Origin of the sequence: Serratia sp. 4542 (genome assembly GCF_016805595.1) — a bacterium.
Classification (GTDB): Bacteria; Pseudomonadota; Gammaproteobacteria; order Enterobacterales; family Enterobacteriaceae; genus Serratia; species Serratia nevei.
Map to the genome: position 1 here is coordinate 236,478 of NZ_RXKV01000013.1, position 22,700 is coordinate 259,177.

At 59.5% G+C, this 22,700-nt stretch carries 19 protein-coding genes; 15 read left to right on the forward strand and 4 right to left on the reverse strand.

Translation table 11 applies throughout. The features are described from left to right. Nucleotides 1-33: 33 nt before the first annotated feature. Complete coding sequence (locus EKL15_RS20465; protein ID WP_203090301.1) at nt 34-1,470, reverse strand: sodium:alanine symporter family protein; 1,437 nt, start codon at nt 1,468-1,470, stop codon at nt 34-36. A 383-nt stretch (nt 1,471-1,853) separates the two neighbouring features. Between EKL15_RS20465 and tal the strand changes: the two genes are divergently transcribed. The 3 genes from tal (at nt 1,854) to EKL15_RS20480 (ending at nt 4,978) form a co-directional block, all read left to right on the forward strand. Continuing rightward, nucleotides 1,854-2,807 (forward strand): transaldolase, encoded by a 954-nt coding sequence (gene tal, locus EKL15_RS20470; protein ID WP_004932982.1) that lies wholly within the window; start codon nt 1,854-1,856, stop codon nt 2,805-2,807. Between the two features lie 151 nt (nt 2,808-2,958). Then, a complete protein-coding gene (mog, locus tag EKL15_RS20475) occupies nt 2,959-3,546 on the forward strand; it encodes a molybdopterin adenylyltransferase (protein ID WP_004932980.1) in 588 nt (195 codons plus the stop codon). A 124-nt stretch (nt 3,547-3,670) separates the two neighbouring features. Then, the gene (locus EKL15_RS20480; protein WP_060422391.1) at nt 3,671-4,978 is read left to right on the forward strand and encodes an MFS transporter; all 1,308 of its coding nucleotides are present in this window, start codon (nt 3,671-3,673) and stop codon (nt 4,976-4,978) included. A gap of 44 nt (nt 4,979-5,022) precedes the next feature. Here EKL15_RS20480 and satP read toward each other — a convergent pair whose 3' ends face one another. Then, nucleotides 5,023-5,622, reverse strand: coding sequence for an acetate uptake transporter (gene satP / locus EKL15_RS20485; RefSeq protein WP_070915133.1), 600 nt, complete (start codon nt 5,620-5,622; stop codon nt 5,023-5,025). Between the two features lie 325 nt (nt 5,623-5,947). Here satP and dnaK point away from each other — a divergent pair, with 325 nt between their 5' ends. The 4 genes from dnaK to nhaR all read left to right on the forward strand — a co-directional run bounded on the left by dnaK (nt 5,948) and on the right by nhaR (nt 11,587). After that, entirely contained in the window at nt 5,948-7,861 is a 1,914-nt protein-coding gene (dnaK, locus tag EKL15_RS20490) for a molecular chaperone DnaK (protein ID WP_004932972.1), read from the forward strand. 106 nt (nt 7,862-7,967) lie between these two features. After that, nucleotides 7,968-9,092 (forward strand): molecular chaperone DnaJ, encoded by a 1,125-nt coding sequence (dnaJ, locus tag EKL15_RS20495; RefSeq protein ID WP_004932969.1) that lies wholly within the window; start codon nt 7,968-7,970, stop codon nt 9,090-9,092. 236 nt (nt 9,093-9,328) lie between these two features. Beyond that, nucleotides 9,329-10,495 carry a Na+/H+ antiporter NhaA gene (nhaA, locus tag EKL15_RS20500; RefSeq protein WP_038873350.1) on the forward strand — a complete coding sequence of 389 codons (1,167 nt, stop codon included), beginning with the start codon at nt 9,329-9,331 and terminating at the stop codon, nt 10,493-10,495. 192 nt (nt 10,496-10,687) lie between these two features. Continuing rightward, nucleotides 10,688-11,587 (forward strand): transcriptional activator NhaR, encoded by a 900-nt coding sequence (gene nhaR, locus EKL15_RS20505; protein ID WP_004932962.1) that lies wholly within the window; start codon nt 10,688-10,690, stop codon nt 11,585-11,587. 71 nt (nt 11,588-11,658) lie between these two features. Here nhaR and rpsT read toward each other — a convergent pair whose 3' ends face one another. Beyond that, the gene (gene rpsT, locus EKL15_RS20510; protein WP_033637053.1) at nt 11,659-11,922 is read right to left on the reverse strand and encodes a 30S ribosomal protein S20; all 264 of its coding nucleotides are present in this window, start codon (nt 11,920-11,922) and stop codon (nt 11,659-11,661) included. A 390-nt stretch (nt 11,923-12,312) separates the two neighbouring features. Between rpsT and ribF the strand changes: the two genes are divergently transcribed. From ribF to ispH, 5 genes are read left to right on the forward strand one after another with little or no spacing between them, the layout of a single operon-like run. Next, a complete protein-coding gene (ribF, locus tag EKL15_RS20515; protein ID WP_033637054.1) occupies nt 12,313-13,251 on the forward strand; it encodes a bifunctional riboflavin kinase/FAD synthetase in 939 nt (312 codons plus the stop codon). 32 nt (nt 13,252-13,283) lie between these two features. Next, complete coding sequence (gene ileS / locus EKL15_RS20520; protein ID WP_060440793.1) at nt 13,284-16,100, forward strand: isoleucine--tRNA ligase; 2,817 nt, start codon at nt 13,284-13,286, stop codon at nt 16,098-16,100. Nucleotides 16,101-16,113: 13 nt separating this feature from the next. Continuing rightward, nucleotides 16,114-16,623 carry a signal peptidase II gene (gene lspA / locus EKL15_RS20525; RefSeq protein ID WP_038873364.1) on the forward strand — a complete coding sequence of 170 codons (510 nt, stop codon included), beginning with the start codon at nt 16,114-16,116 and terminating at the stop codon, nt 16,621-16,623. Between the two features lies 1 nt (nt 16,624). Continuing rightward, nucleotides 16,625-17,095 carry an FKBP-type peptidyl-prolyl cis-trans isomerase gene (gene fkpB / locus EKL15_RS20530; RefSeq protein ID WP_033637057.1) on the forward strand — a complete coding sequence of 157 codons (471 nt, stop codon included), beginning with the start codon at nt 16,625-16,627 and terminating at the stop codon, nt 17,093-17,095. Further along, nucleotides 17,076-18,029, forward strand: coding sequence for a 4-hydroxy-3-methylbut-2-enyl diphosphate reductase (gene ispH / locus EKL15_RS20535; RefSeq protein WP_038873368.1), 954 nt, complete (start codon nt 17,076-17,078; stop codon nt 18,027-18,029). Before fkpB ends, ispH begins: the two co-directional genes overlap by 20 nt. A gap of 273 nt (nt 18,030-18,302) precedes the next feature. Here the strand turns inward: ispH and EKL15_RS20540 are convergent, their stop codons facing one another. Continuing rightward, on the reverse strand, nt 18,303-19,229 hold the full coding sequence (locus EKL15_RS20540) for a LysR family transcriptional regulator (RefSeq protein ID WP_060422398.1): 927 nt from the start codon (nt 19,227-19,229) through the stop codon (nt 18,303-18,305). Nucleotides 19,230-19,420: 191 nt separating this feature from the next. On the opposite strand from EKL15_RS20540, the gene pvcA reads away from it, so the two are divergent. The 3 genes from pvcA (at nt 19,421) to EKL15_RS20555 (ending at nt 22,630) form a co-directional block, all read left to right on the forward strand. Then, entirely contained in the window at nt 19,421-20,386 is a 966-nt protein-coding gene (gene pvcA / locus EKL15_RS20545; protein ID WP_060422401.1) for an L-tyrosine isonitrile synthase, read from the forward strand. A 96-nt stretch (nt 20,387-20,482) separates the two neighbouring features. Further along, entirely contained in the window at nt 20,483-21,346 is an 864-nt protein-coding gene (locus EKL15_RS20550) for a TauD/TfdA family dioxygenase (RefSeq protein ID WP_049272798.1), read from the forward strand. Between the two features lie 24 nt (nt 21,347-21,370). Continuing rightward, on the forward strand, nt 21,371-22,630 hold the full coding sequence (locus tag EKL15_RS20555) for a glycosyltransferase (protein ID WP_060440791.1): 1,260 nt from the start codon (nt 21,371-21,373) through the stop codon (nt 22,628-22,630). The last annotated feature ends 70 nt before the right edge of the window (nt 22,631-22,700 follow it).

A 22,700-nucleotide genomic window follows, 5' to 3' on the forward strand; every position in this document is an offset into this window, starting at 1 on the left:
GCAGGGGCGCGCACCGCACGCGCCCCGGAAAACTCAGCGCGGTGGTTGATGACCGTCCCACACGCCCGGCTCCAGCTGCGACTTCAGCTCCGGATAACGGTTGGCGTCGAAGGTCGGCAGCTTACCCAAGCGGCGCTGGCGATGGTAGTCGTCGGCCAGCTTCAGCGCCACCCGCGACAGCAGCAGGATGGCCGTCAGATTGGTGATGGCCATCAGCGCCATGGAGGTATCCGCCATTTTCCACACCAGCGGCAGCTCCGCCAGCGCGCCGAACATCACCATGCCCAACGCCACGCAGCGGAAAATGATCAGGCCGCCCGGGTGGTTGTGCTCGAGGAATACCAGGTTGCTCTCGGCATAGGCGTAGTTGGCGATGATCGAGGTAAAGGCGAAGAAGAAGATGGCGATGGCGACGAACGGCGCCCCCCAACTGCCGACGGCGGTCGACAGCGCGCGCTGGGTCAGATCGATGCCGCTGATGCTGTCGGTCGGCTGATCGAGAATGCCGGAGGAGAGGATGATCGCCGCGGTGGCGCTGCAGATGACGATGGTATCGATAAATACCCCGAGCATTTGCACGTAGCCTTGCGAAGCCGGATGCGGCGGATAAGGCGAGGCGGACGCTGCCGCATTGGGCGCCGAACCCATGCCGGCTTCGTTGGAGAACAGGCCGCGCTGCACGCCTTGGGTCATCGCCTGGGAGATGCCGTAACCGACGGCGCCGGCCGCGGCTTCCTGTAGGCCGAAGGCGCTTTTGAAGATCAGCGCCAGGATCGCCGGCATGTGTTCGATGTTATGGCCAATTACCCAGAGGGCCAACAGCAGGTAGGCGCCCGCCATCAGCGGCACCACCAGTTCGGCCACTTTGGCAATGGAGCGAATGCCGCCGAAGATCACTACCCCGCTCAACACCACCAGGCCGATGCCGACGTGCAGCGGCTGCAAATGGAAGGCGACGGCGGAGGCCTGGGCGATGGAGTTGGCCTGCACGGCGTTGAATACCAGGCCGAACGCGATGATCAGGAAGATGGAGAACAGCACGCCCATCCAGCGCATGCCGAGGCCCTTTTCCATGTAGTAGGCCGGGCCGCCGCGGTAGTTGCCGCTATCGTCTTTGGTTTTGTAGAGCTGCGCCAGCGAGCTTTCCACAAAGGAGGTGGCCATGCCGATAAACGCCACCACCCACATCCAGAAGATGGCGCCGGGGCCGCCGGCGGTCAGAGCGATGGCGACGCCGGTCAGGTTGCCGGTGCCGACGCGCGCCGCCAGCGTGGTACACAGCGCCTGGAAAGAGGAGATGCCGGCGCTGTCGCTTTTATTGCTGTTTTTCAACACCGAGAACATGTGGCTGAAGTGGCGGAGCTGGATAAAGCGGGTGCGCAACGTGAAGTAGATGCCGGTGCCGAGCAGCAGATAAATCAGCACCGACCCCCACAAAATATTGTTTATAAAGTTCATCAGGTCCGTCAAGGGATCCCTCCTCTTATCGAAATTTAATGCGCACCTTGCAGCATCCACCGCAGGTGAAAAACATTGGCCTATTTTTTACAAGAGCTTAGCTGGAATTGGTCCGGCGTCAGTCGATTAAGATTTTTCGCAGATTAGCGGACGAATTGCATCAATTTTTTCGAATTTAACATAATTTATTCGGACAATAGCACGTTATTGCCTTTCCATCCGCTCGGTTATGGCGAAAGATATCGGCGTAAACGGTTGCTCGCCCAAGGATAAAACAGATGCTTGCGCGCCGCGGTTTTCCAGCCTTGCACCGGGCTTGGCGCATGTTATTATCAGGGTAGGGCATGGTTGAACAATGCCAAAAGTTCATGCACAAACGATGAGATAATGCCAACATGACCGACAAATTAACTTCCCTGCGCCAGCTGACCACGGTGGTTGCAGATACGGGTGATATCGCGGCAATGAAGCTGTATCAACCGCAGGACGCTACAACCAACCCTTCGCTGATCCTCAATGCAGCCCAAATTCCTGAATACCGCAAACTGATTGACGAAGCCATCGCCTGGGCGCGCGGCCAGAGCAGCGATCGCGAGCAGCAGATCGCCGACGCCGCCGACAAGCTGGCGGTCAACATCGGTCTGGAAATCCTCAAACTGGTTCCGGGCCGCATCTCCACCGAAGTGGATGCGCGTCTGTCTTACGACACCGTCGCCAGCGTGGCCAAGGCCAAACGCCTGATCAAACTGTACAACGAAGCCGGCATCAGCAACGATCGCATCCTGATCAAACTGGCCTCGACCTGGCAGGGCATCCGCGCGGCGGAGCAGCTGGAGAAAGAAGGCATCAACTGTAACCTGACGCTGCTGTTCTCCTTCGCTCAGGCTCGCGCCTGTGCCGAAGCCGGCGTTTACCTGATCTCGCCGTTCGTCGGCCGTATCCTCGACTGGTACAAAGCCAACGGCGACAAGAAAGAGTTCGCCCCGCACGAAGATCCGGGCGTGATCTCCGTGACCGAAATTTACCAGTACTACAAACAGCACGGTTACAACACCGTGGTGATGGGCGCCAGCTTCCGTAACGTCGGCGAAATCATCGAACTGGCCGGCTGTGACCGCCTGACCATCGCCCCTGCGCTGCTGAAAGAGCTGGCGGAGAGCGAAGGCGCGCTGGAGCGCAAACTGTCTTACACCGGTGAAGTGAAGGCGCGTCCTGCCGCACTGACCGAACCTGAGTTCTACTGGCAGCACAACCAGGATCCGATGGCGGTTGAGAAACTGACCGACGGTATCCGCAAGTTTGCCGTAGACCAGGGCAAACTGGAAAAAATGATCGCCGACCTGCTGTAATTCCCGCAGATCGCGCAGTAAAAAGGTGGCTCAGGCCACCTTTTTTTATGCCCGACGCTCCCGTCGGCGGGGGAAGCCCTTATACTCTCGGCAATGACAACAGAACGGGAGACGAACCCGTTCGGACCCCATCAGGCTGTAGAGGTTACGCATGGATATTTTACGTATTGGTTTGGTTTCCGTTTCCGATCGCGCTTCCGGCGGTGTTTATCAGGATAAAGGCATCCCGGCGCTGGAAGAGTGGCTGAGCGGCGCGCTGGCGACGCCCTTCAAGCTGGAAACCCGGCTGATCCCCGATGAGCAGACGCAAATTGAACAGACGCTGTGCGAATTGGTGGACGAAATGGGCTGCCATTTGGTGTTGACCACCGGCGGCACCGGGCCGGCGCGCCGCGACGTAACCCCCGATGCTACGCTGGCGATCGCCGATCGCGTGATGCCCGGCTTCGGCGAGCAAATGCGTCAGATCAGCCTACACTATGTGCCAACGGCAATTCTTTCTCGCCAGGTGGGGGCGATCCGCAAACAGGCGCTGATCATCAACCTGCCCGGCCAACCGAAGTCGATCAAGGAAACGCTGGAAGGGGTAAAGGATGAGCAGGGCAATGCGGTGGTACACGGCATCTTCGCCAGCGTGCCTTATTGCATTCAGCTGCTCGACGGGCCTTACGTCGAAACGCACGCCGCGGTGGTAGCAGCATTTCGGCCAAAGAGCGCGCGTCGCGAGATAAACCTCTAAATTTCAGCATTCTGCGAGATCGGCTTCAGCCCGTCTGGTGTGAAAATAATTTGCCGCTATAGTAAGGATTCTTTTACAGAAAGCCTGCGGCTTTTATTTTTACAGCCTTTACCGACGGTGCCCTATGCCTCACGACACTAATCGCCGGCTGAACCGGCAAGACTACAAAACGCTGACGTTGGCCGCGTTGGGCGGCGCGCTGGAGTTTTACGACTTCATCATCTTCGTGTTCTTCGCCGCCGTGGTCGGCGATCTGTTCTTCCCGGCGGACATGCCGGAGTGGCTACGCCTGGTGCAAACCTTCGGCATCTTCGCTGCCGGCTATCTGGCCCGCCCGCTGGGCGGCATCGTGATGGCGCACTTCGGCGATCTGGTCGGCCGCAAGAAGATGTTTACCCTGAGCATTCTGCTGATGGCGTTGCCGACGCTGGCGATGGGCCTGCTGCCGACCTACGCCAGCATCGGCATTGCTGCGCCGCTGCTGCTGCTGTTGATGCGCGTGCTGCAGGGGGCGGCGATCGGCGGTGAGGTGCCGGGCGCCTGGGTCTTCGTTGCCGAACACGTGCCGCGCCGGCGCATCGGCTTCGCCTGCGGCACGCTGACCGCCGGGTTGACGGTGGGCATCCTGCTGGGCTCGGTGGTGGCGACGGTGATCAACACTACGCTCAGCCCGCAGAGCATCGCCGGCGGCGGCTGGCGCATTCCTTTCCTGTTGGGCGGCATGTTCGGCCTGGTGGCGATGTACCTGCGCCGCTGGCTGCAGGAAACGCCGATCTTCATCGAGATGCAGGCGCGTAAAGCGTTGGCCGAGGAGTTGCCGCTGAAGTCGGTGGTGCTCAACCACAAGCGGGAAGTGGTGGTATCGATGCTGCTGACCTGGCTGCTCTCCGCCGGCATCGTGGTGGTGATCCTGATGACCCCGACCTATCTGCAAAAGCAGTTCGGCATTGCGCCGGCCTTGACGCTGCAGGCCAACAGCATCGCCACCATCATGCTGATCGCCGGCTGCATCGTCGCCGGTTTATCGGCCGATCGCTTTGGCGCCAGCAAAACGCTGGTGGTCGGCAGTGTGCTGCTGGCCGGCTGCAGCTGGCTGTTCTATCAGACGGTGGGCGTGCACCCGGAAATGCTATTCGCCTGCTATGCGCTGGTGGGGTTCAGCGTAGGCGTGGTGGGGGCCGTGCCGTACGTGATGGTGCGGGCGTTCCCGGCGGAAGTGCGGTTTACCGGCATCTCGTTCTCATATAATGTCTCGTACGCTATTTTTGGCGGTTTAACCCCTATTTTTGTGACGCTGATCATGAAATTGACCCCGTTAGCACCCGCTTACTACGTGTTGGCGCTGTCGCTCATCGGGCTGCTGCTCGGCTTCTACCTGCATCGCGATCTGAACAGCGAAGCCGGGGAGCGGCGAGCCGATTCCTACAGCTAAAAAAAAGCCCTGCACTGCAGGGCTTTTTCATCAGGGAAGGGCGATTACGCCGCCACCGGTGAGGCCGCGACGCGGGCCGGAGCCGGTTCGCCAATCGGCAACACGGTGCGGCCGTATTGCTCGTTGAGCACTTCGGCCATCGCCAGGTAAATGGCGCTGGCACCGCAGATGATGCCTTCATAGCCGGCGAAGGTCAGCAGCGCGTGATTGCCGGTGATGTTGCCGACGGCCAGCAGGGCGAACAGCAGCGTGAGGCTGGCGAACACGAACTGCAGCACGCGGTTGGCGGCCAGGGTGCCGAAGAACATGAACAGGGTGAAGACGCCCCACAGCGCCAGGTAGATGCCCAGCACGTGCGCCTCGGTGGCCTCAGCCAGGCCCAGACGCGGCAGCAGCAGCAGACCGACCAGGCTCAGCCAGAAGCTGCCGTAGGCGGTGAAAGCGGTCATGCCGAAGGTGTTGCCCTTCTTGTATTCCAGCAGACCGGCCAGGATCTGGGCCAGGCCACCGAAGAAAATCCCCATGCTGATGATGGCGGAGTTCAGTGGGAAAAAGCCCGCGTTGTGCAGGTTCAGCAAGACGGTGGTCATCCCGAAGCCCATCAGGCCGAGAGGGCCGGGATTCGCCAACTTGTTGGTGTGCATAAGTCCTCTGCGATAACAGAAAATTAACGGAAACAGCGAAGTAAAATAATAAATGGTCTGAATGGCCAAAAAATCGAAGTTTTCCACCAGAGCGCGCGCATCATAATGATCCCCGCAGCCGGAAACAATGATCTGAATGACGATAAAAAAAAGAAATTTTTTTCGCCTTGCCCCTTGATGCCGGATTGGATGGCCCCATCTTATTTGCAACCGCAGTTGCTAACCGCGGGTCGCACTGAGATATCGGGCAGTTGAAAAGCAAAAAATCGCCCGCATATAGGTTAGCAACCTGACTGATTATGAATTTTTTAGTGGAGACGTTTAGATGGGTAAAATTATTGGTATCGACCTGGGTACTACCAACTCTTGCGTAGCAATTATGGATGGTGCCAAGGCACGCGTGCTGGAAAACGCCGAGGGCGACCGCACCACTCCTTCTATTATCGCATATACCCAGGACGGTGAAACTCTGGTTGGCCAGCCGGCTAAGCGTCAGGCAGTGACCAACCCTGAAAACACCCTGTTCGCCATCAAGCGCCTGATCGGTCGCCGCTTCCAGGATGAAGAAGCGCAGCGCGACAAAGCGATCATGCCGTACAAAATCGTCGAAGCCGACAACGGCGACGCTTGGCTGGAAGTGAAAGGCCAGAAAATGGCTCCGCCGCAGATCTCTGCGGAAGTGCTGAAGAAAATGAAGAAAACGGCGGAAGATTACCTGGGCGAACCGGTAACTGAAGCGGTTATCACCGTACCGGCTTACTTCAACGACGCCCAGCGTCAGGCGACCAAAGACGCCGGCCGCATCGCGGGTCTGGAAGTCAAGCGCATCATCAACGAACCAACCGCTGCGGCCCTGGCCTACGGTCTGGACAAAGAAGTCGGCAACCGCACCATCGCGGTTTATGACCTGGGCGGCGGTACTTTCGATATCTCCATCATCGAAATCGACGACGTTGACGGCGAAAAAACCTTCGAAGTGCTGGCGACCAACGGTGACACCCACCTGGGTGGCGAAGACTTCGACAGCCGTCTGATCAACTACCTGGTGGAAGAGTTCAAGAAAGATCAGGGTATCGATCTGCGCAACGATCCGCTGGCGATGCAGCGTCTGAAAGAAGCCGCTGAGAAAGCGAAGATCGAACTGTCTTCCGCTCAGCAGACCGACGTTAACCTGCCGTACATCACTGCAGACGCGACCGGTCCAAAACACATGAACATCAAAGTGACTCGCGCCAAACTCGAGTCGCTGGTTGAAGATCTGGTTGCACGTTCTATCGAGCCGCTGAAAGTGGCGCTGAAAGACGCAGGCCTGTCGGTTTCCGACATCCAGGACGTGATCCTGGTGGGCGGCCAGACCCGTATGCCAATGGTGCAGAAGAAAGTCGCAGACTTCTTCGGCAAAGAGCCGCGTAAAGACGTGAACCCGGACGAAGCGGTTGCCGTGGGCGCTGCGGTACAGGGCGGCGTGTTGGCCGGTGATGTGAAGGACGTTCTGCTGCTGGACGTGACCCCGCTGTCGCTGGGTATCGAAACCATGGGCAGCGTGATGACGCCGCTGATCACCAAAAACACCACGATCCCGACCAAGCACAGCCAGGTGTTCTCTACCGCTGAAGACAACCAGTCTGCGGTAACCATCCACGTGCTGCAGGGTGAGCGTAAGCGCGCCAGCGATAACAAATCTCTGGGCCAGTTCAACCTGGACGGCATTCAGGCGGCACCGCGCGGCATGGCGCAGATCGAAGTGACCTTCGATATCGATGCCGACGGCATCCTGCACGTGTCTGCCAAAGACAAGAACACCGGTCGTGAGCAGAAGATCACCATCAAGGCATCTTCTGGCCTGAACGAAGACGAAATCCAGAAAATGGTGCGCGACGCCGAGCTGAACGCTGAAGCCGACCGCAAGTTCGAAGAGCTGGTACAGACGCGTAACCAGGCGGATCACCTGATCCACGGCACTCGCAAGCAGCTGGAAGAAGCGGGCGACAAACTGCCGGCGGAAGACAAAACGGCGATCGAAGCGGCGCTGAAAGATCTGGAAGCGGCGGTGAAAGGCGAAGATAAAGCCGAGATCGAAGCGAAGACTCAGGCTCTGGTGCAGGTTTCCGGCAAACTGCTGGAAATGGCCCAGGCGCAGCAGGCTCAGCAGGGTGCTGACGCCGGCGCGGACAACGCGGCGCAGAAAGACGACGACGTGGTTGACGCTGAGTTCGAAGAAGTTAAAGACAAAAAATAATCGCCCTTAAGCGGGCACGGGGCGGCCGAGATGCCGCTCCCGGAAACCAGCACGGGCGTCGAGGCAACTCTGCGCCCGTGCACGCATGTTAAGGGTAAGCGAAAGAATGGCGAAGAAAGACTATTACGAGATTCTCGGCGTCAGCAAGACGGCGGATGAACGTGAGATCAAAAAGGCGTACAAACGCCTGGCGATGAAATACCATCCTGACCGCAACCAGGAACAAGACGCCGAAACCAAGTTTAAAGAAGTTAAAGAAGCTTACGAAGTCCTGACCGACGACCAGAAACGCGCGGCCTACGATCAGTACGGGCACGCGGCCTTTGAACAGGGCGGCATGGGCGGCGGCGGCTTTGGCGGCGGTGCCGACTTCAGCGATATCTTTGGCGACGTGTTTGGCGACATCTTCGGCGGAGGCCGCCGTCAGCGCGCCAGCCGCGGTTCCGATCTGCGCTATAACATGGAGCTGACCCTCGAGGAAGCGGTACGTGGCGTCACCAAAGAGATCCGCATCCCGACGCTGGAAGAGTGCGACGTCTGCCACGGCAGCGGCGCCAAGCCGGGCAGCTCGCCGGTAACCTGCCCAACCTGTCACGGCCAGGGCCAGGTGCAGATGCGTCAGGGCTTCTTCACCGTGCAGCAGGCGTGTCCGCACTGCCATGGCCGCGGTCAGATCATCAAAGATCCGTGCAACAAGTGCCACGGCCACGGCCGGGTAGAAAAATCCAAAACGCTGTCGGTGAAAATTCCGGCCGGCGTCGATACCGGTGACCGCATCCGCCTGGCGGGTGAAGGCGAAGCCGGCGAGCACGGCGCACCGGCGGGCGATCTGTACGTTCAGGTGCAGGTGAAGGCGCACCCGATCTTCGAGCGCGAAGGCAACAACCTGTACTGTGAAGTGCCGATCAACTTCGCCATGGCGGCGCTGGGCGGCGAGATTGAAGTGCCGACGCTGGACGGCCGGGTGAAACTGAAGGTGCCTTCGGAGACCCAAACCGGCAAACTGTTCCGCATGCGCGGCAAGGGCGTGAAATCGGTGCGTGGTGGCAGCCAGGGCGACCTGCTGTGCCGCGTAGTGGTGGAAACCCCGGTCAATCTGAACGACAAGCAGAAGCAATTGCTGCGCGAGCTGGAAGAGAGCCTGGGCGGCCCGTCCGGTGACAAGAACAGCCCGCGTTCGAAGAGCTTCTTCGACGGGGTGAAAAAGTTCTTTGACGACCTGACTCGTTAACCTGCTGTTTCTGCTGGGTTATATTAGAACCCCGGGCGTCTGTCCCGGGGTTTTTATTTGCATGTTGCACCCATAATCCCCTATAAATAATGTGACTTATTCGTGCTTTTGATCGGTTTTATCGAGTTATTTAGCATTTATAAACTTATTTTTTCGAACTAAAACGCCCTCTATACTCACTTCTTGACTGTGGTTCGCAGGGCGCTACGCCCTGCACAGATTTGGAGAGACGTATTGTGACCAACATCATTCGTCAATTTTTACGTCAGGAAGCCGCGGGTGGCATCATTCTGATCGCGGCGGCGATCGTCGCCCTGATCATGGCCAACACCCCGGCGCAGGGGATCTATCAGGCATTCCTCAACCTGCCGGTGATGGTAAAAATTGCTTCGCTGGAGATCGCCAAGCCGCTGCTGCTGTGGATCAACGACGGCCTGATGGCCATCTTCTTCCTGGTGGTGGGGCTCGAGGTTAAGCGCGAGCTGATGCAGGGCTCGCTGTCCGGGCGCGACAAGGCGGTGTTTCCGGCGATCGCTGCGCTGGGCGGCATGCTGGCGCCGGCGCTGATTTACCTGCTGTTCAACGGCGCGGATGAAGTCACCCGCCAGGGCTGGGCGATCCCGGCTGCGACCGATATCGCCTTCGCGCTGGGCGTAATGGCGCTGCTGGGTAACCGCGTGCCGACCAGCCTGAAAGTGTTCCTGCTGGCGTTGGCGATCATCGATGACCTGGGCGTGATTATCATCATCGCGCTGTTCTACACCCACGAAGTGTCGATGGTGGCGCTGGGCGTGGCGGCGGCGGCGACGGTGCTGCTGGCGGTGATGAACTGGCGCGGCGTGGGTAAAACCTCGCTGTATATGATGGTCGGCCTGGTGTTGTGGGTCGCGATCCTCAAGTCCGGGGTACACGCGACGCTGGCCGGGGTGATCGTCGGCTTTATGATCCCGCTGAACGTCAAGAAGGGGCCGTCGCCGTCGGAGACGCTGGAACATGAGCTGCACCCTTGGGTCGCATTTATGATCCTGCCGCTGTTCGCTTTCGCCAACGCCGGGGTCTCTTTGCAGGGCGTATCGCTGGAAGGGTTGACGTCGTTGTTGCCGGTAGGGATTGCGGCCGGGCTGTTTATCGGTAAGCCGCTGGGGATTTTCCTCTTCAGCCTGCTGGCGGTGAAAATGGGCATCGCCCGCTTGCCTGAGGGGATCGGTTTCAAACAGGTGTTTGCCGTTTCGGTGCTGTGTGGTATTGGTTTCACCATGTCGATTTTCATCGCCTCGCTGGCGTTCGGCGATGCGGATGCGGCGCTCAGCACCTATTCCCGCCTGGGGATCCTGCTGGGCTCCACTGCGGCGGCGGTGGCAGGGTATGGGTTGCTGCGTCTGGCGTTGCCGCGGGTGCGTTAATCCTGCGTGTGCCCGATAAGGGCACACAATAAAATGGCTGGTCGGAGCTGCGCGGTATAAAATATGTGCAGCTTCGGCCGTTCTTCGTTGGGACTAATGGGGCTATACGTTGTCTGAAGCAGGGAAAGGAAGTTTGTCGCTCGTCACGGCACACCGTTTGCCGCTGCGAAACGTTGTTAAGGAGAGCCGCTCGTGAGGATGTCGCATATCAACTTTAATCACCTTTACTATTTCTGGCAGGTCTGCAAGGCCGGTTCCGTGGTCGGTGCCGCCGAAGCGTTGTTTTTGACGCCACAGACCATCACCGGCCAGATCAAAGCGCTGGAAGAGCGGTTGGACGGCAAGCTGTTCAAACGCCAGGGGCGCGGGTTGGTGCCTTCGGAGCTGGGGCAGCTGGTGTTCCGCTATGCCGACAAGATGTTTATGCTCAGCCAGGAAATGCTGGATATCGTCAACTACCGCAAAGAGTCGAACCTGCTGTTCGACGTTGGCGTGGCGGACGCGCTGTCGAAGCGCCTGGTCAGCCAGGTGTTGGAAACGGCGGTAGTGGTGGATAACGAACAGATCCACCTGCGCTGTTTTGAATCGACGCACGAGATGCTGTTGGAGCAGCTCAGCCAGCACAAGCTGGATATGATCCTGTCGGATTGCCCGGTGGACTCCAGCCAGCAGGAAGGGCTGTTCTCGCTGAAGCTGGGCGAGTGCGGCATCAGCTTCTTCTGCCGCCAGCCGGCGCCGGAGCTGCCGTTCCCGGCCTGCCTGGAGCAGCGCAAGCTGCTGATCCCCGGCCGCCGCTCGATGCTGGGGCGCAAGCTGCTCAACTGGTTCAATACGCAGGGCATTCAGGTGGAGATCCTGGGCGAGTTCGACGATGCGGCGCTGATGAAGGCCTTCGGCATGTATCACAATGCGATTTTCGTGGCGCCGACGCTGTATGCGCAGGATACCTATAACGATGACAACGTGGTGGAGATTGGGCGCATCGACAGCGTGCAGGAGGAGTATTACATCATCTTCGCCGAGCGCATGATCCAGCATCCGGCGGTGCAGCGCGTGTGCAACAAAGACTTCTCGGCGCTGTTTTCCTGCTAGCGGTTCACTGAACGCAGGGCGTAAAAAAACCGGCCTGAGCCGGTTTTTTTATCAAGCAGATAACGAAATGCTTATTGCATTGCGTTGATGCGTGCAGTCAGGTTTGACTTATGACGCGCTGCTTTGTTTTTGTGGATCAGGCCTTTAGCTGCCTGACGGTCCACCAGTGGCTGCATTACCAGGAATGCAGTTTGTGCTGCTTCTTTGTCGCCAGCTGCGATAGCTGCGTCTACCTTCTTGATGAAGGTACGCACCATTGAGCGACGGCTAGCGTTATGCTTGCGGCGTTTCTCAGACTGTACGGCGCGTTTCTTAGCTGATTTGATATTAGCCAAGGTCCAACTCCCAAATATATTCTATTGAGGACAATTCAAAGGCCGAGGAATATGCCCTTTTAGCCTTCGTTTGTCAATGGATTTGTGCAAATAAGCGCCGTTTGTACAGGCGGCACTCGCTACGTTGTGATGGCGCAGGATTTTACCAGCTTCGCTCTTGGGAATACAGTGTTTCGCGAGAAAATTCGCCAATGTTTTGCCGCGGCGGACGCAAGCCGTTGGCCGCGGTCGAGAATCGGCCCGGCGGCGCCGGATAAACTGCGGCGAAGCCGTTTCACGCGCAGATTATCTCCGGTATGGTATGTCTATTACATAAAGGCACCAATCGCGGGTTAACCTTACCGGCTGTACAAGGTATAATCCGCCGATTTCCACTGTTTTGAGCCAGCTATGGAGCTAATTCGCGGCATTCACAATATCCGGGCGCGCCACCATGGTTGCGTGCTCACCATCGGCAACTTTGACGGCGTACACCGCGGTCATCAGGCGCTGCTGGAGCAGTTGAAGCAACAAGGGCAACGCCTCGGGCTGCCGGTAATGGTCATGATCTTTGAGCCGCAGCCGCTGGAGATGTTCGCCGCAGACAAAGCGCCGGCCCGTTTGACGCGCCTGCGCGACAAGGCCAACTACCTGGCGCAGGCGGGCGTCGATTACCTGCTGTGCGTCAAGTTCGATCCGCGTTTTGCCGCCAACACCGCGCAGGCGTTCGTCGCCGAGCTGCTGGTGGAAAAACTGGGCGTCAAATTCCTGATGGTGGGGGATGATTTTCGCTTTGGCGCCGGGCGTCAGGGCGATTTTCCGCTATTGCAGCAGGCCGGAAAAGAGTACGGCTTCGAGGTGGTCAGCACCCCGACCTTCCGCGAAGGCGAGCGGCGCATCAGCAGCACCGCGATCCGCACCGCGCTGAGCGAGGACGATCTGCCGCTGGCGGAGACACTGCTGGGCCACCCGTACAGCATTTCCGGGCGCGTGGTGCACGGCGACGAGCTTGGCCGCACCATCGGCTTCCCGACCGCCAACCTGCCGCTCAAGCGCCTGGTGGCGCCGGTGAAAGGGGTGTATGCGGTAGAAGTGTACGGCCTGGGGCCGCAGCCGCTGCCGGGCGTGGCCAATATCGGTACGCGCCCGACCGTCGCCGGCGTGCGCCAGCAGCTGGAAGTGCATCTGCTGGATGTCACAATGGATCTTTACGGGCGCCATATTGAGGTGGTGCTCCGCGCAAAATTGCGCAATGAACAACGGTTTGCTTCGCTCGATGCCCTGAAGCAGCAAATCGCCAATGATGTGGTGACGGCCCGGAAGTTCTTCGGGCTACAGACACCGGTTTAATCTCTATAGCCGAAAACGGAACCGAGAATCTAATGAGTGACTACAAGAATACCCTGAACTTGCCGGAAACAGGGTTCCCGATGCGCGGCGACCTCGCCAAGCGCGAACCTGGCATGCTGCAACGTTGGTATGAACAGGATCTGTACGGGATTATTCGTACTGCCAAAAAGGGCAAAAAAACCTTCATTTTGCATGACGGCCCTCCGTATGCGAACGGCAGCATTCACATTGGTCACTCGGTTAACAAGATTCTCAAAGACATTATCATCAAGTCGAAAGGGATGGCCGGCTTCGACTCGCCTTATGTGCCGGGTTGGGACTGCCACGGCCTGCCTATCGAACTGAAGGTTGAACAGCTGTACGGCAAACCGGGCGAGAAGCTGACGGCGGCCGAATTCCGTCAGAAGTGCCGCGAGTACGCGGCCGAGCAGGTTGAAGGCCAGAAGAAGGACTTCATCCGCCTGGGCGTGCTGGGCGACTGGGATCGCCCATACCTGACCATGGACTTCAAAACCGAAGCCAACATCATCCGCGCGCTGGGCAAGATCATCAGCAACGGCCACCTGCTGAAAGGCGCCAAGCCGGTTCACTGGTGCACCGACTGCGGATCGTCGCTGGCGGAAGCGGAAGTGGAGTACTACGACAAGACTTCGCCGTCGATCGACGTGACCTTCCATGCGGCCGACGCGGCTGCCGTGGCGGCCAAGTTTGGCGTGAGCCACTTCAACGGGACTATCTCCCTGGTTATCTGGACCACCACCCCGTGGACCCTGCCGGCCAACCGCGCGATCTCGCTGCACCCGGACTTCACCTATCAGCTGGTGCAGGTTGACGGCCAGTGCCTGATCCTGGCGGCCGAGCTGGTGGAAAGCGTGATGAAACGCGCCGGCATCACCGAGTGGACGGTGCTGGGCAGCTGCAAAGGCGCCGATCTGGAGCTGCTGCGCTTCAATCACCCGTTCATGGACTTCGACGTGCCGGCGATCCTCGGCGAGCACGTGACGCTGGACGCCGGTACCGGTGCGGTGCACACCGCAGGCGGTCATGGCCCGGATGACTTCGTCATCAGCCAAAAATACGGTCTGGAGATCGCCAACCCGGTAGGGCCGAACGGCTGCTACCTGACCGGCACTCACCCGCTGCTGGACGGCAAGTTCGTCTTCAAGGCCAACGATCTGATCGTCGACCTGCTGCGTGAGAAAGGCGCGCTGCTGCACGTCGAGAAGTTCCTGCACAGCTATCCGTGCTGCTGGCGCCACAAGACGCCGATCATCTTCCGCGCCACGCCGCAATGGTTCGTCAGCATGGATCAGAAAGGCCTACGTCAGCAGTCGCTGGAAGAGATCAAAGGCGTGCAGTGGATCCCGGATTGGGGCCAGGCGCGTATCGAAATGATGGTGGCCAACCGCCCGGACTGGTGCATCTCGCGTCAGCGCACCTGGGGCGTGCCGATGTCGCTGTTCGTGCACAAAGAAACCGAGCAGCTGCACCCGCGCACCGTTGAGCTGATGGAAGAAGTGGCCAAGCGCGTCGAGCAAGACGGCATTCAGGCCTGGTGGGATCTGGACGCGGCCGATATCCTCGGCGCGGAAGCTGCCGACTACGTGAAAGTGCCGGATACGCTGGACGTGTGGTTCGACTCCGGTTCCACCCACGCTTCGGTGGTCGACGTGCGCCCTGAGTTCCAGGGACACAGCGCCGACATGTATCTGGAAGGCTCCGACCAACACCGCGGCTGGTTCATGTCATCGCTGATGATCTCCACCGCGATGAAAGGCAAGGCGCCTTATAAAGAAGTGCTGACCCACGGCTTCACCGTCGACGGCCAGGGCCGCAAGATGTCCAAGTCGATCGGTAACACCGTCAGCCCGCAGGACGTGATGAACAAGCTGGGCGGCGACATTCTGCGTCTGTGGGTGGCATCGACCGATTACACCGGCGAAATCGCGGTCTCCGACGAGATCCTCAAGCGCTCCGCTGATTCTTATCGCCGCATCCGCAACACTGCGCGCTTCCTGCTGGCCAACCTGAACGGGTTCGAGCCGAGCACCGATTGCGTGGCGCCGGAAGACATGGTGGTGCTGGATCGTTGGGCGGTCGGCCGTGCGCTGGCGGCGCAGCAGGATATCGAACAGGCTTACGCCAACTACGATTTCCACGAAGTGGTGCAGCGTCTGATGCAGTTCTGCTCGGTCGAGATGGGCTCCTTCTATCTGGATATCATCAAGGATCGTCAGTACACCGCGAAGAGCGACAGTGTCGCCCGCCGCAGCTGCCAGACCGCGCTGTATCACATCGTGGAAGCGCTGGTGCGCTGGATGGCGCCGATCATGTCGTTCACTGCGGACGAGATCTGGGGCTTCATGCCGGGCAAACGCGCGCAGTACGTGTTTACCGAAGAGTGGTACGACGGCCTGTTCGGGCTGGCGGAAGGCGAGCCGATGAACGACGCTTTCTGGGCCGAACTGCTGAAAGTGCGCGGCGAAGTGAACAAGGTGCTGGAGCAGGCGCGTGCCGACAAACGCCTCGGCGGTTCGCTGGAAGCGGCGGTAACGCTGTATGCCGACAGCGAGCTGGCGGCGCGCCTGAACAGCCTGCAGGATGAGCTGCGCTTCGTGCTGCTGACCTCTGCGGCAAGCGTTGCGCCATTGGCGGATGCGCCGGCCGACGCGCAGGCTTCCGAGCTGCTGAAAGGGCTGAAGATCGCCTTCAGCACGGCACCGGGTGAGAAGTGCCCGCGCTGCTGGCATTACACCACCGATATCGGCCTGGTGGCGGAACACGCAGACATCTGCGGCCGCTGTGTGAGCAACGTCGCCGGTGACGGCGAGAAGCGTAACTTTGCCTGAGAACTCGCGCCTGATGAGTAAATCAATTTGTTCGACCGGCCTGCGTTGGCTGTGGGTTGTGGTGGCGGTGCTGGCGCTGGATTTTGGCAGCAAGCAGTGGATCCTCGCTAACTTTACGCTGGGCCAGTCCCAGCCGTTGATCCCGTCGTTCAACCTGTTTTACGCGCGCAACTACGGCGCTGCGTTCAGCTTCCTGGCCGACCATGGCGGCTGGCAGCGCTGGTTCTTCGCCGGCATCGCCATCGCCATCGTTGCGGTGCTGCTGGTGATGATGTACCGCAGCACCGCGCAGCAGAAGCTGAACAACATCGCCTACGCCTTTATTATCGGCGGGGCGTTGGGCAATCTGTTCGATCGCCTGTGGCACGGTTTCGTGGTCGATTTCATCGACTTCTACGTCGGTGACTGGCACTACCCGACCTTCAATCTGGCGGACAGCTTCATCTGCGTGGGCGCGGCGATGATCGTGCTGGAAGGTTTCCTGTCGCCGGCGAACAAAGACGCAAAGAGTAAAGGTGAGTAATATGACGGCTCAGGTTATCAGTGACAGCGCGGTGCTGGTTCACTTTACGCTGAAACTGGAAGACGGTTCGACCGCCGAATCCACCCGCAGCAGCGGCAAGCCGGCGCTGTTCCGCCTGGGTGACGGCAGCCTGTCGGCACCGCTGGAAGCGCAGCTGCTTGGCCTGCGCGCGGGCGACAAATGCGCCTTTACCCTGCAGCCGGAAGCGGCGTTCGGCGCGGAGAACCCGGATCTGGTCCAGTTCTTCTCGCGCCGCGACTTCGCGGAAACCGGCGTGCCGGACGTGGGCACCATCATGCTGTTTACCGCCATCGACGGCAGTGAAATGCCGGGCGTGGTGCGCGCGGTGGCGGAAGATTCGATCACCGTCGATTTCAACCATCCGCTGGCGGGCCATCCGGTGACCTTCGATATCGAAGTGCTGGAGATCGATCCGCAGCAGGAGGAGATGCATGCAAATATTGCTGGCTAACCCGCGCGGCTTCTGCGCCGGGGTTGATCGTGCGATCAGCATCGTGGAACGCGCGCTGGAACTGTATGGCGCACCGATCTACGTGCGGCATGAAGTGGTGCACAACCGCTACGTGGTCGACAGCCTGCGTGAGCGCGGCGCGGTGTTTATCGAAGAGATCGCGGAAGTGCCGGACGGCTCTATCCTGATCTTCTCGGCGCACGGCGTTTCTCAGGCGGTGCGCGCCGAAGCCAAGGCGCGCGATCTGACCATGCTGTTCGACGCCACTTGCCCGCTGGTGACCAAGGTGCATATGGAAGTGGCGCGCGCCAGCCGCCGCGGCACCGAAGCGATTCTGATTGGCCACGCCGGGCACCCGGAAGTGGAAGGCACCATGGGCCAGTACAGCAACCCGCAGGGCGGCATGTACCTGGTCGAGTCGCCGGAAGACGTGTGGAAGCTGCAGGTGAAAGATGAAAGCAACCTGTGCTTCATGACGCAGACCACGCTGTCGGTAGATGATACCTCGGACGTGATCGACGCCCTGCGCCAGCGTTTCCCGAGCATTATCGGCCCGCGCAAGGATGACATTTGCTACGCCACCACCAACCGTCAGGAAGCGGTGCGTAACCTGGCCGGCGATGCGGACGTGGTGCTGGTGGTGGGGTCAAAAAACTCCTCCAACTCCAACCGACTGGCTGAACTGGCGCAGCGCGTCGGCAAACCGGCTTATCTTATCGATTCGGCGGCGGATATTCAGGAGAGCTGGCTGAGCGGGGCGCGCCATATCGGCGTTACCGCCGGTGCCTCAGCGCCGGACGTGCTGGTGCAGGAGGTGATCTCTCGCCTGAAAGCGCTGGGCGGTATGGACGTGCATGAAATCAGCGGGCGTGAAGAGAACATCGTGTTCGAAGTGCCGAAAGAGCTGCGCGTGGACGTTCGTCAGATAGACTGACAGGCGCCGGCGGATGACAACGGGGAGCCCAGGCTTCCCGTTTTTTTTGGCATTTGCATGGCATTGAAAATAAAACGCTGCGCATATTCAAATTTTCTGCTAACTAAAGTCAAATTTATTCTGAGTATTTGAAATAGCGTCGGTGTCATTAATTATATAAGCTGACGAAAAGTCATTAATCAAGGTATCATTAGTCTGCAATCTAAATAAGGCCTGGCGTTGGCAAGGTGATTACAATAATTACAATAATGGGTGTTGCAGATGTTTCTTATTTTATTCCTGCCGAATATGTTCTAAGGCGTTTAATCCTTTCTCCTTTAAATAGAGCTTCATATGCTCCAGCAATCGTCGGACTTTTAATGGCTGAATCTCCCGACGCGGCATAATGGCATAGCAATTTATTTCCGGTAATCGCCAGTCGGGCAATATTTCAATCAGCTCGCCGCTGAGCAACTCACGCTCAACGTTGGCGAAGAAATTGCGAATGATACCCTTGCCGGTCAGCGCCAACTCCTTCATCGCCATACCGCTGTTGGTGAACAAGCGCCCGGTCATGCGCATGCGGTGTTCACCGCCGTCGCGATGGATCAGACGAACAAACTGCGGGTTGCCGAGCGGTGTAAAGGTCACCCAGTGGTGATGCGTCAGCGCCTGCGGCGAATCCGGCACGCCGTGGTGCGCCAGGTAGGCCGGCGAGGCGCACAGCACTTCGCGGCAGCGCGCCAGCCGGGTGGAAACGTAGCTGGAGTCGGCCAGCACGCCGCCGCGTATCGCCAGATCGATGCGTTGCGTGATGAGGTCTATCTTCTCATCGTGGATTTCCAGCCGCAGCGTGAGCCGCGGGTGCTCGTCGAGGAAGCTCTGCAGCGCCGGCACCAGATAGTGGGTGGCGAATTCGGTCGAGGTGGCGACGCGTAGTTCACCCACCAGTTCGCCACGCAGCGCGGCGATCCGTTGTTGGCCGCGTTCGGCGGCGTGGATCATCAGCAGGCAATCTTCATAAAAGCACAATCCGGCTTCGGTCAGACTCAATGAACGCGTCGACCGCAACAGTAATTGAATGCCCAGATGTTCCTCCAACTGGCGAATATGTTGGCTGACGGCCGAGGTCGTCATGCCCAATTCTTTTGCCGCCATGCTGAATGCGCCGCAATCGACCACTTTTGAGAAAATGGCCATGCGTTTTAAAATATTGCTCATAGTTTGTTAAGCACAACTTAACCAAGATTGTGAATTATACGGGCTAATAATATAGCACCATCTCTTCTATATTGCCTGAAGCATATAAACGCCGGGCTAATTATTATCTCGCAGAGGTTTTTTCTCTTTTTGATAAATCTTATTGCGCTTTTCAATAATACACCCGCGCCGCATCGCAACAGGAGCACATTGTGGACAGCGTTCAGAAAGATGAAATAGCGTTAAAAATCCTACGTGAATTATTGCAATACCGCCGCCGTTTCCCCGGTGGCGACACCTCAATTGCCGAAGAAGAACAACGGGTCACTCAGGTGCAATTGCCACGCATTCGGGCATTCATTGAAAACGAGCAGCGCATCGAATTCGTGCTGCCGGCCTTTCCGACCAAGTCGCCCAACACCAACAAGGTGATCGGCGCGGTGCCGGACATGGCGGAGCGGCTGTCGCTGATCTTCCTCAACTCGCTGTGCCAGCGTATTCAACTCTATTACCCGCCGGGTGCGCATATCGTTATCTGCTCCGACGGCCACGTGTTCGGCGATCTGATCCGCGTCAGCGACGAAGCGATCAACCACTATCAGCGCGAGATTGAAGGCCTGCTGCATGAAGTGGGTGCGACGCACCTGAGCGTGTTCAACCTCGGCGACGTCAAAGGCCTGGCGGAGCATACCGACGATTACGATCTGCTGCGCCGGCTGTTGGTGGACGGCTACGCCGAGTCGGAAGAGGCGATCAAGCAACAGCTGATGCAGGACGAACAGGGCCTCTTGCTGTACCGCGCCATCACGCGTTTCCTGTATGAAGACAGCCAGCTGCCGGGCTACAGCGGTTCCAACGCCGCGCTGCAGAAGGACGCCAAGCAGCGCGCCTGCGGCGTGATCCAACGCAGCTGGGCCTGGGGCAACCTGCTGGCGCAACATTTCCCGGCGGCGATCCGCCTGTCGATTCACCCGCAGCCGGTCGATAGCCTGAAAATGGGCATCCACATGATGCCGACCAAAGACGACTGGCTGACACCGTGGCACGGCGTGGCGGCGAACGTGAACGGCCAGTTCGTGCTGATGAAGCGTAAAGACGCGCAGAGCCTGGACGGCGAACTGGTGGAGATCCGCGGCACGCCGAGCCATTACCTGATCGAGCAGCCACAGATGGCCTGAGGCCGCCGCAGGCTTTTGCGCCCGAAATCCTGGCGGGCGCGTTTTTGACGGCACGTTGCCGTGTGAGCAGCACATTCGATGCAAGGAGAATCACCGATGAACAACCAACCGCTTAATTGCCATATCCAACCGAATACCCCGTTCGGCGCGATCCTGACGCCGCAGCATCCGGGGCAAAAGATCGGCGAGCTACCGGTGGCGGCGCTGCGAGCGCTGGCACAGGAACACCACTTGCTGGTGCTGCGCGGATTCGACTCCGGTTTCAGCGAGGCGGAAGTCCTGACTCGCTATGCCGAACAGTGGGGCGAAATCATGATGTGGCCGTTCGGTGCGGTGCTGGACGTGAAGGAACATCCGGACGCCAAGGATCATATCTTCGACAGCAGCTACGTCCCGCTGCATTGGGATGGCATGTATAAGCCGACCATCCCCGAGTTCCAGCTGTTCCACTGCGTGGCGGCACCCTCTCAGGACGAAGGCGGATGCACCACCTTCGTCGATACCACACGGCTGTTGGCCAATGCGGACGAAGCGCTGCTGGATCAGTGGCTGTCGGTCTCGATCACCTACCGCATCAAGCAGGTGGTGCATTACGGCGGTGAAGTCTGTTCGCCGCTGGTGGTGCAGCACCCGAACGGCAGGGGGTTAATCATGCGCTACAATGAACCGCCGACGGAGGGGAAAAAATTCCTCAACCAGCATGCGCTGGAATATCACGGCGTGCCGGAACAGCAGCAGGAACAGTTCCACCACACCCTGCAGCAGCACCTGTACGATCCGCGTCACTATTATGCTCACCAATGGCAACAGGGTGACGTGGTGGTGGCGGACAACTTCTCGCTGCTGCACGGCCGTGAGGGCTTTACCGCCCGTTCCGCGCGTCATTTGCAGCGCGTGCATATTCAGAGCAACCCGGTGTGCGCCAATCTGGCGCTGAAGCCGGCCAACGCAGAAGCGTAAAGGAGCATTATGGCAAGGATACTGATGGCGGCGGTCGCCACTCCGGGGCACGTTTACCCGATGTTAGCCATCGCTCGCCACCTGATTGCCCAAGGGCATCAGGTGCGGGTGATGACCGGCGCGCTGTTTCGCGAACGCGCCGAGGCGGCGGGCGCGAACTTCGTGCCGTTCGACGCGCAGGTAGATTTCGACTATCGCCACCTGGAAGAGCACTTTCCGGCGCGCGCCGCGCTGCCGCCGGGCAATGCGCAGATGGCGCTGGCGCTGAAGGATTTCTTCGCCGCACCGATCCCGCTGCTGGATCGGCAGCTGCGGGCGGCGATCGCCGCCGAAAAGACCGATCTGCTGATGGTGGAGAACTGCTTCTACGGCGTGCTGCCGCTGCTGCAGTCCGCCGAGCGGCCGCCGGTCTTCGGTATCGGCGTTACGCCGCTGTCGTATTCTTCGCGCGATGCTATTTTTTATGGCCCGCGTATCCCGCCGGCGCTGCTGCCACAGGCGTTGACCCGTGAGCAGCTGGTGGATGAAGAAACGCGCGTGCTGCTCGATGAAGTACAGCAGAGCTTCGATACCGCGCTGGTGCAGGCGGGCGGGCGGGCGCTGGATCGCCCATTCACCGACGCGCTGATCGGCGGCTGCGAGCGTTTCCTGCAGCTGGCTACCACGGCACTGGAATATGAGCGTGACGATCTGCCGAGCGGCGTGCGCTTCGTCGGCCCGCTGCGCAGCGGCGGCCAGCCGGCGGCGGAAGAGACGCTGTGGGAGACGGATGACCGTCGGCCGTTGGTGATTGTGACACAGGGCACGCTGGCCAATGTCGATCTGCATCAGCTGATCGTACCGACGCTGCAAGCGCTGGCGCATTTGCCGGTGCGAGTGCTGGCCACGACCGGCGGACGGGCGACGGAAGGGCTGATGGAGGCACTGCCGGGCAATGCCAGAGTGCGGGAGTTCATCTCCTTCGAACGCTGGCTGCCGGAGACGGCGCTGCTGATCACCAACGGCGGTTACGGCTCGATCAACTATGCGCTGGACAGCGGCGTGCCGCTGATCGTCGCCGGCACCGGCGAGGACAAGCTGGAGGCGGCCGCGCGCGTGGTGGCCGCCGGCTGCGGCATCAGCCTGCACACCAGCACGCCGACCGCCGAACAGATCCTGGCGGCGGCGACGCGCATTCTGCAACAGCCGATCTATCGGCAACGCGCGGCGCTGGTGCGTGAGGACTATGCCCGCCACGACGCGCTGACGGCGATCGCCAACGAAGTGGCCGCCATTACCGCCTGACCTTGCCGTTCTTCCTTCCTCTGGCGCCGTTTTCGGCGCCTTTTTTCTGCATTTTTTTGCCATGGAAACT

Excerpts from the sequence above, each read along its gene's own strand:
- tal (WP_004932982.1), top strand. The coding sequence starts at position 1,854 with ATGACCGACAAATTAACTTCCCTGCGCCAGCTGACCACGGTGGTTGCA.
- mog (WP_004932980.1), top strand. The coding sequence starts at position 2,959 with ATGGATATTTTACGTATTGGTTTGGTTTCCGTTTCCGATCGCGCTTCC.
- EKL15_RS20480 (WP_060422391.1), top strand. The coding sequence starts at position 3,671 with ATGCCTCACGACACTAATCGCCGGCTGAACCGGCAAGACTACAAAACG.
- satP (WP_070915133.1), bottom strand. The coding sequence starts at position 5,622 with ATGCACACCAACAAGTTGGCGAATCCCGGCCCTCTCGGCCTGATGGGC.
- dnaK (WP_004932972.1), top strand. The coding sequence starts at position 5,948 with ATGGGTAAAATTATTGGTATCGACCTGGGTACTACCAACTCTTGCGTA.
- dnaJ (WP_004932969.1), top strand. The coding sequence starts at position 7,968 with ATGGCGAAGAAAGACTATTACGAGATTCTCGGCGTCAGCAAGACGGCG.
- ribF (WP_033637054.1), top strand. The coding sequence starts at position 12,313 with ATGGAGCTAATTCGCGGCATTCACAATATCCGGGCGCGCCACCATGGT.
- ileS (WP_060440793.1), top strand. The coding sequence starts at position 13,284 with ATGAGTGACTACAAGAATACCCTGAACTTGCCGGAAACAGGGTTCCCG.
- lspA (WP_038873364.1), top strand. The coding sequence starts at position 16,114 with ATGAGTAAATCAATTTGTTCGACCGGCCTGCGTTGGCTGTGGGTTGTG.
- fkpB (WP_033637057.1), top strand. The coding sequence starts at position 16,625 with ATGACGGCTCAGGTTATCAGTGACAGCGCGGTGCTGGTTCACTTTACG.
- ispH (WP_038873368.1), top strand. The coding sequence starts at position 17,076 with ATGCAAATATTGCTGGCTAACCCGCGCGGCTTCTGCGCCGGGGTTGAT.
- EKL15_RS20540 (WP_060422398.1), bottom strand. The coding sequence starts at position 19,229 with ATGAGCAATATTTTAAAACGCATGGCCATTTTCTCAAAAGTGGTCGAT.
- EKL15_RS20550 (WP_049272798.1), top strand. The coding sequence starts at position 20,483 with ATGAACAACCAACCGCTTAATTGCCATATCCAACCGAATACCCCGTTC.
- EKL15_RS20555 (WP_060440791.1), top strand. The coding sequence starts at position 21,371 with ATGGCGGCGGTCGCCACTCCGGGGCACGTTTACCCGATGTTAGCCATC.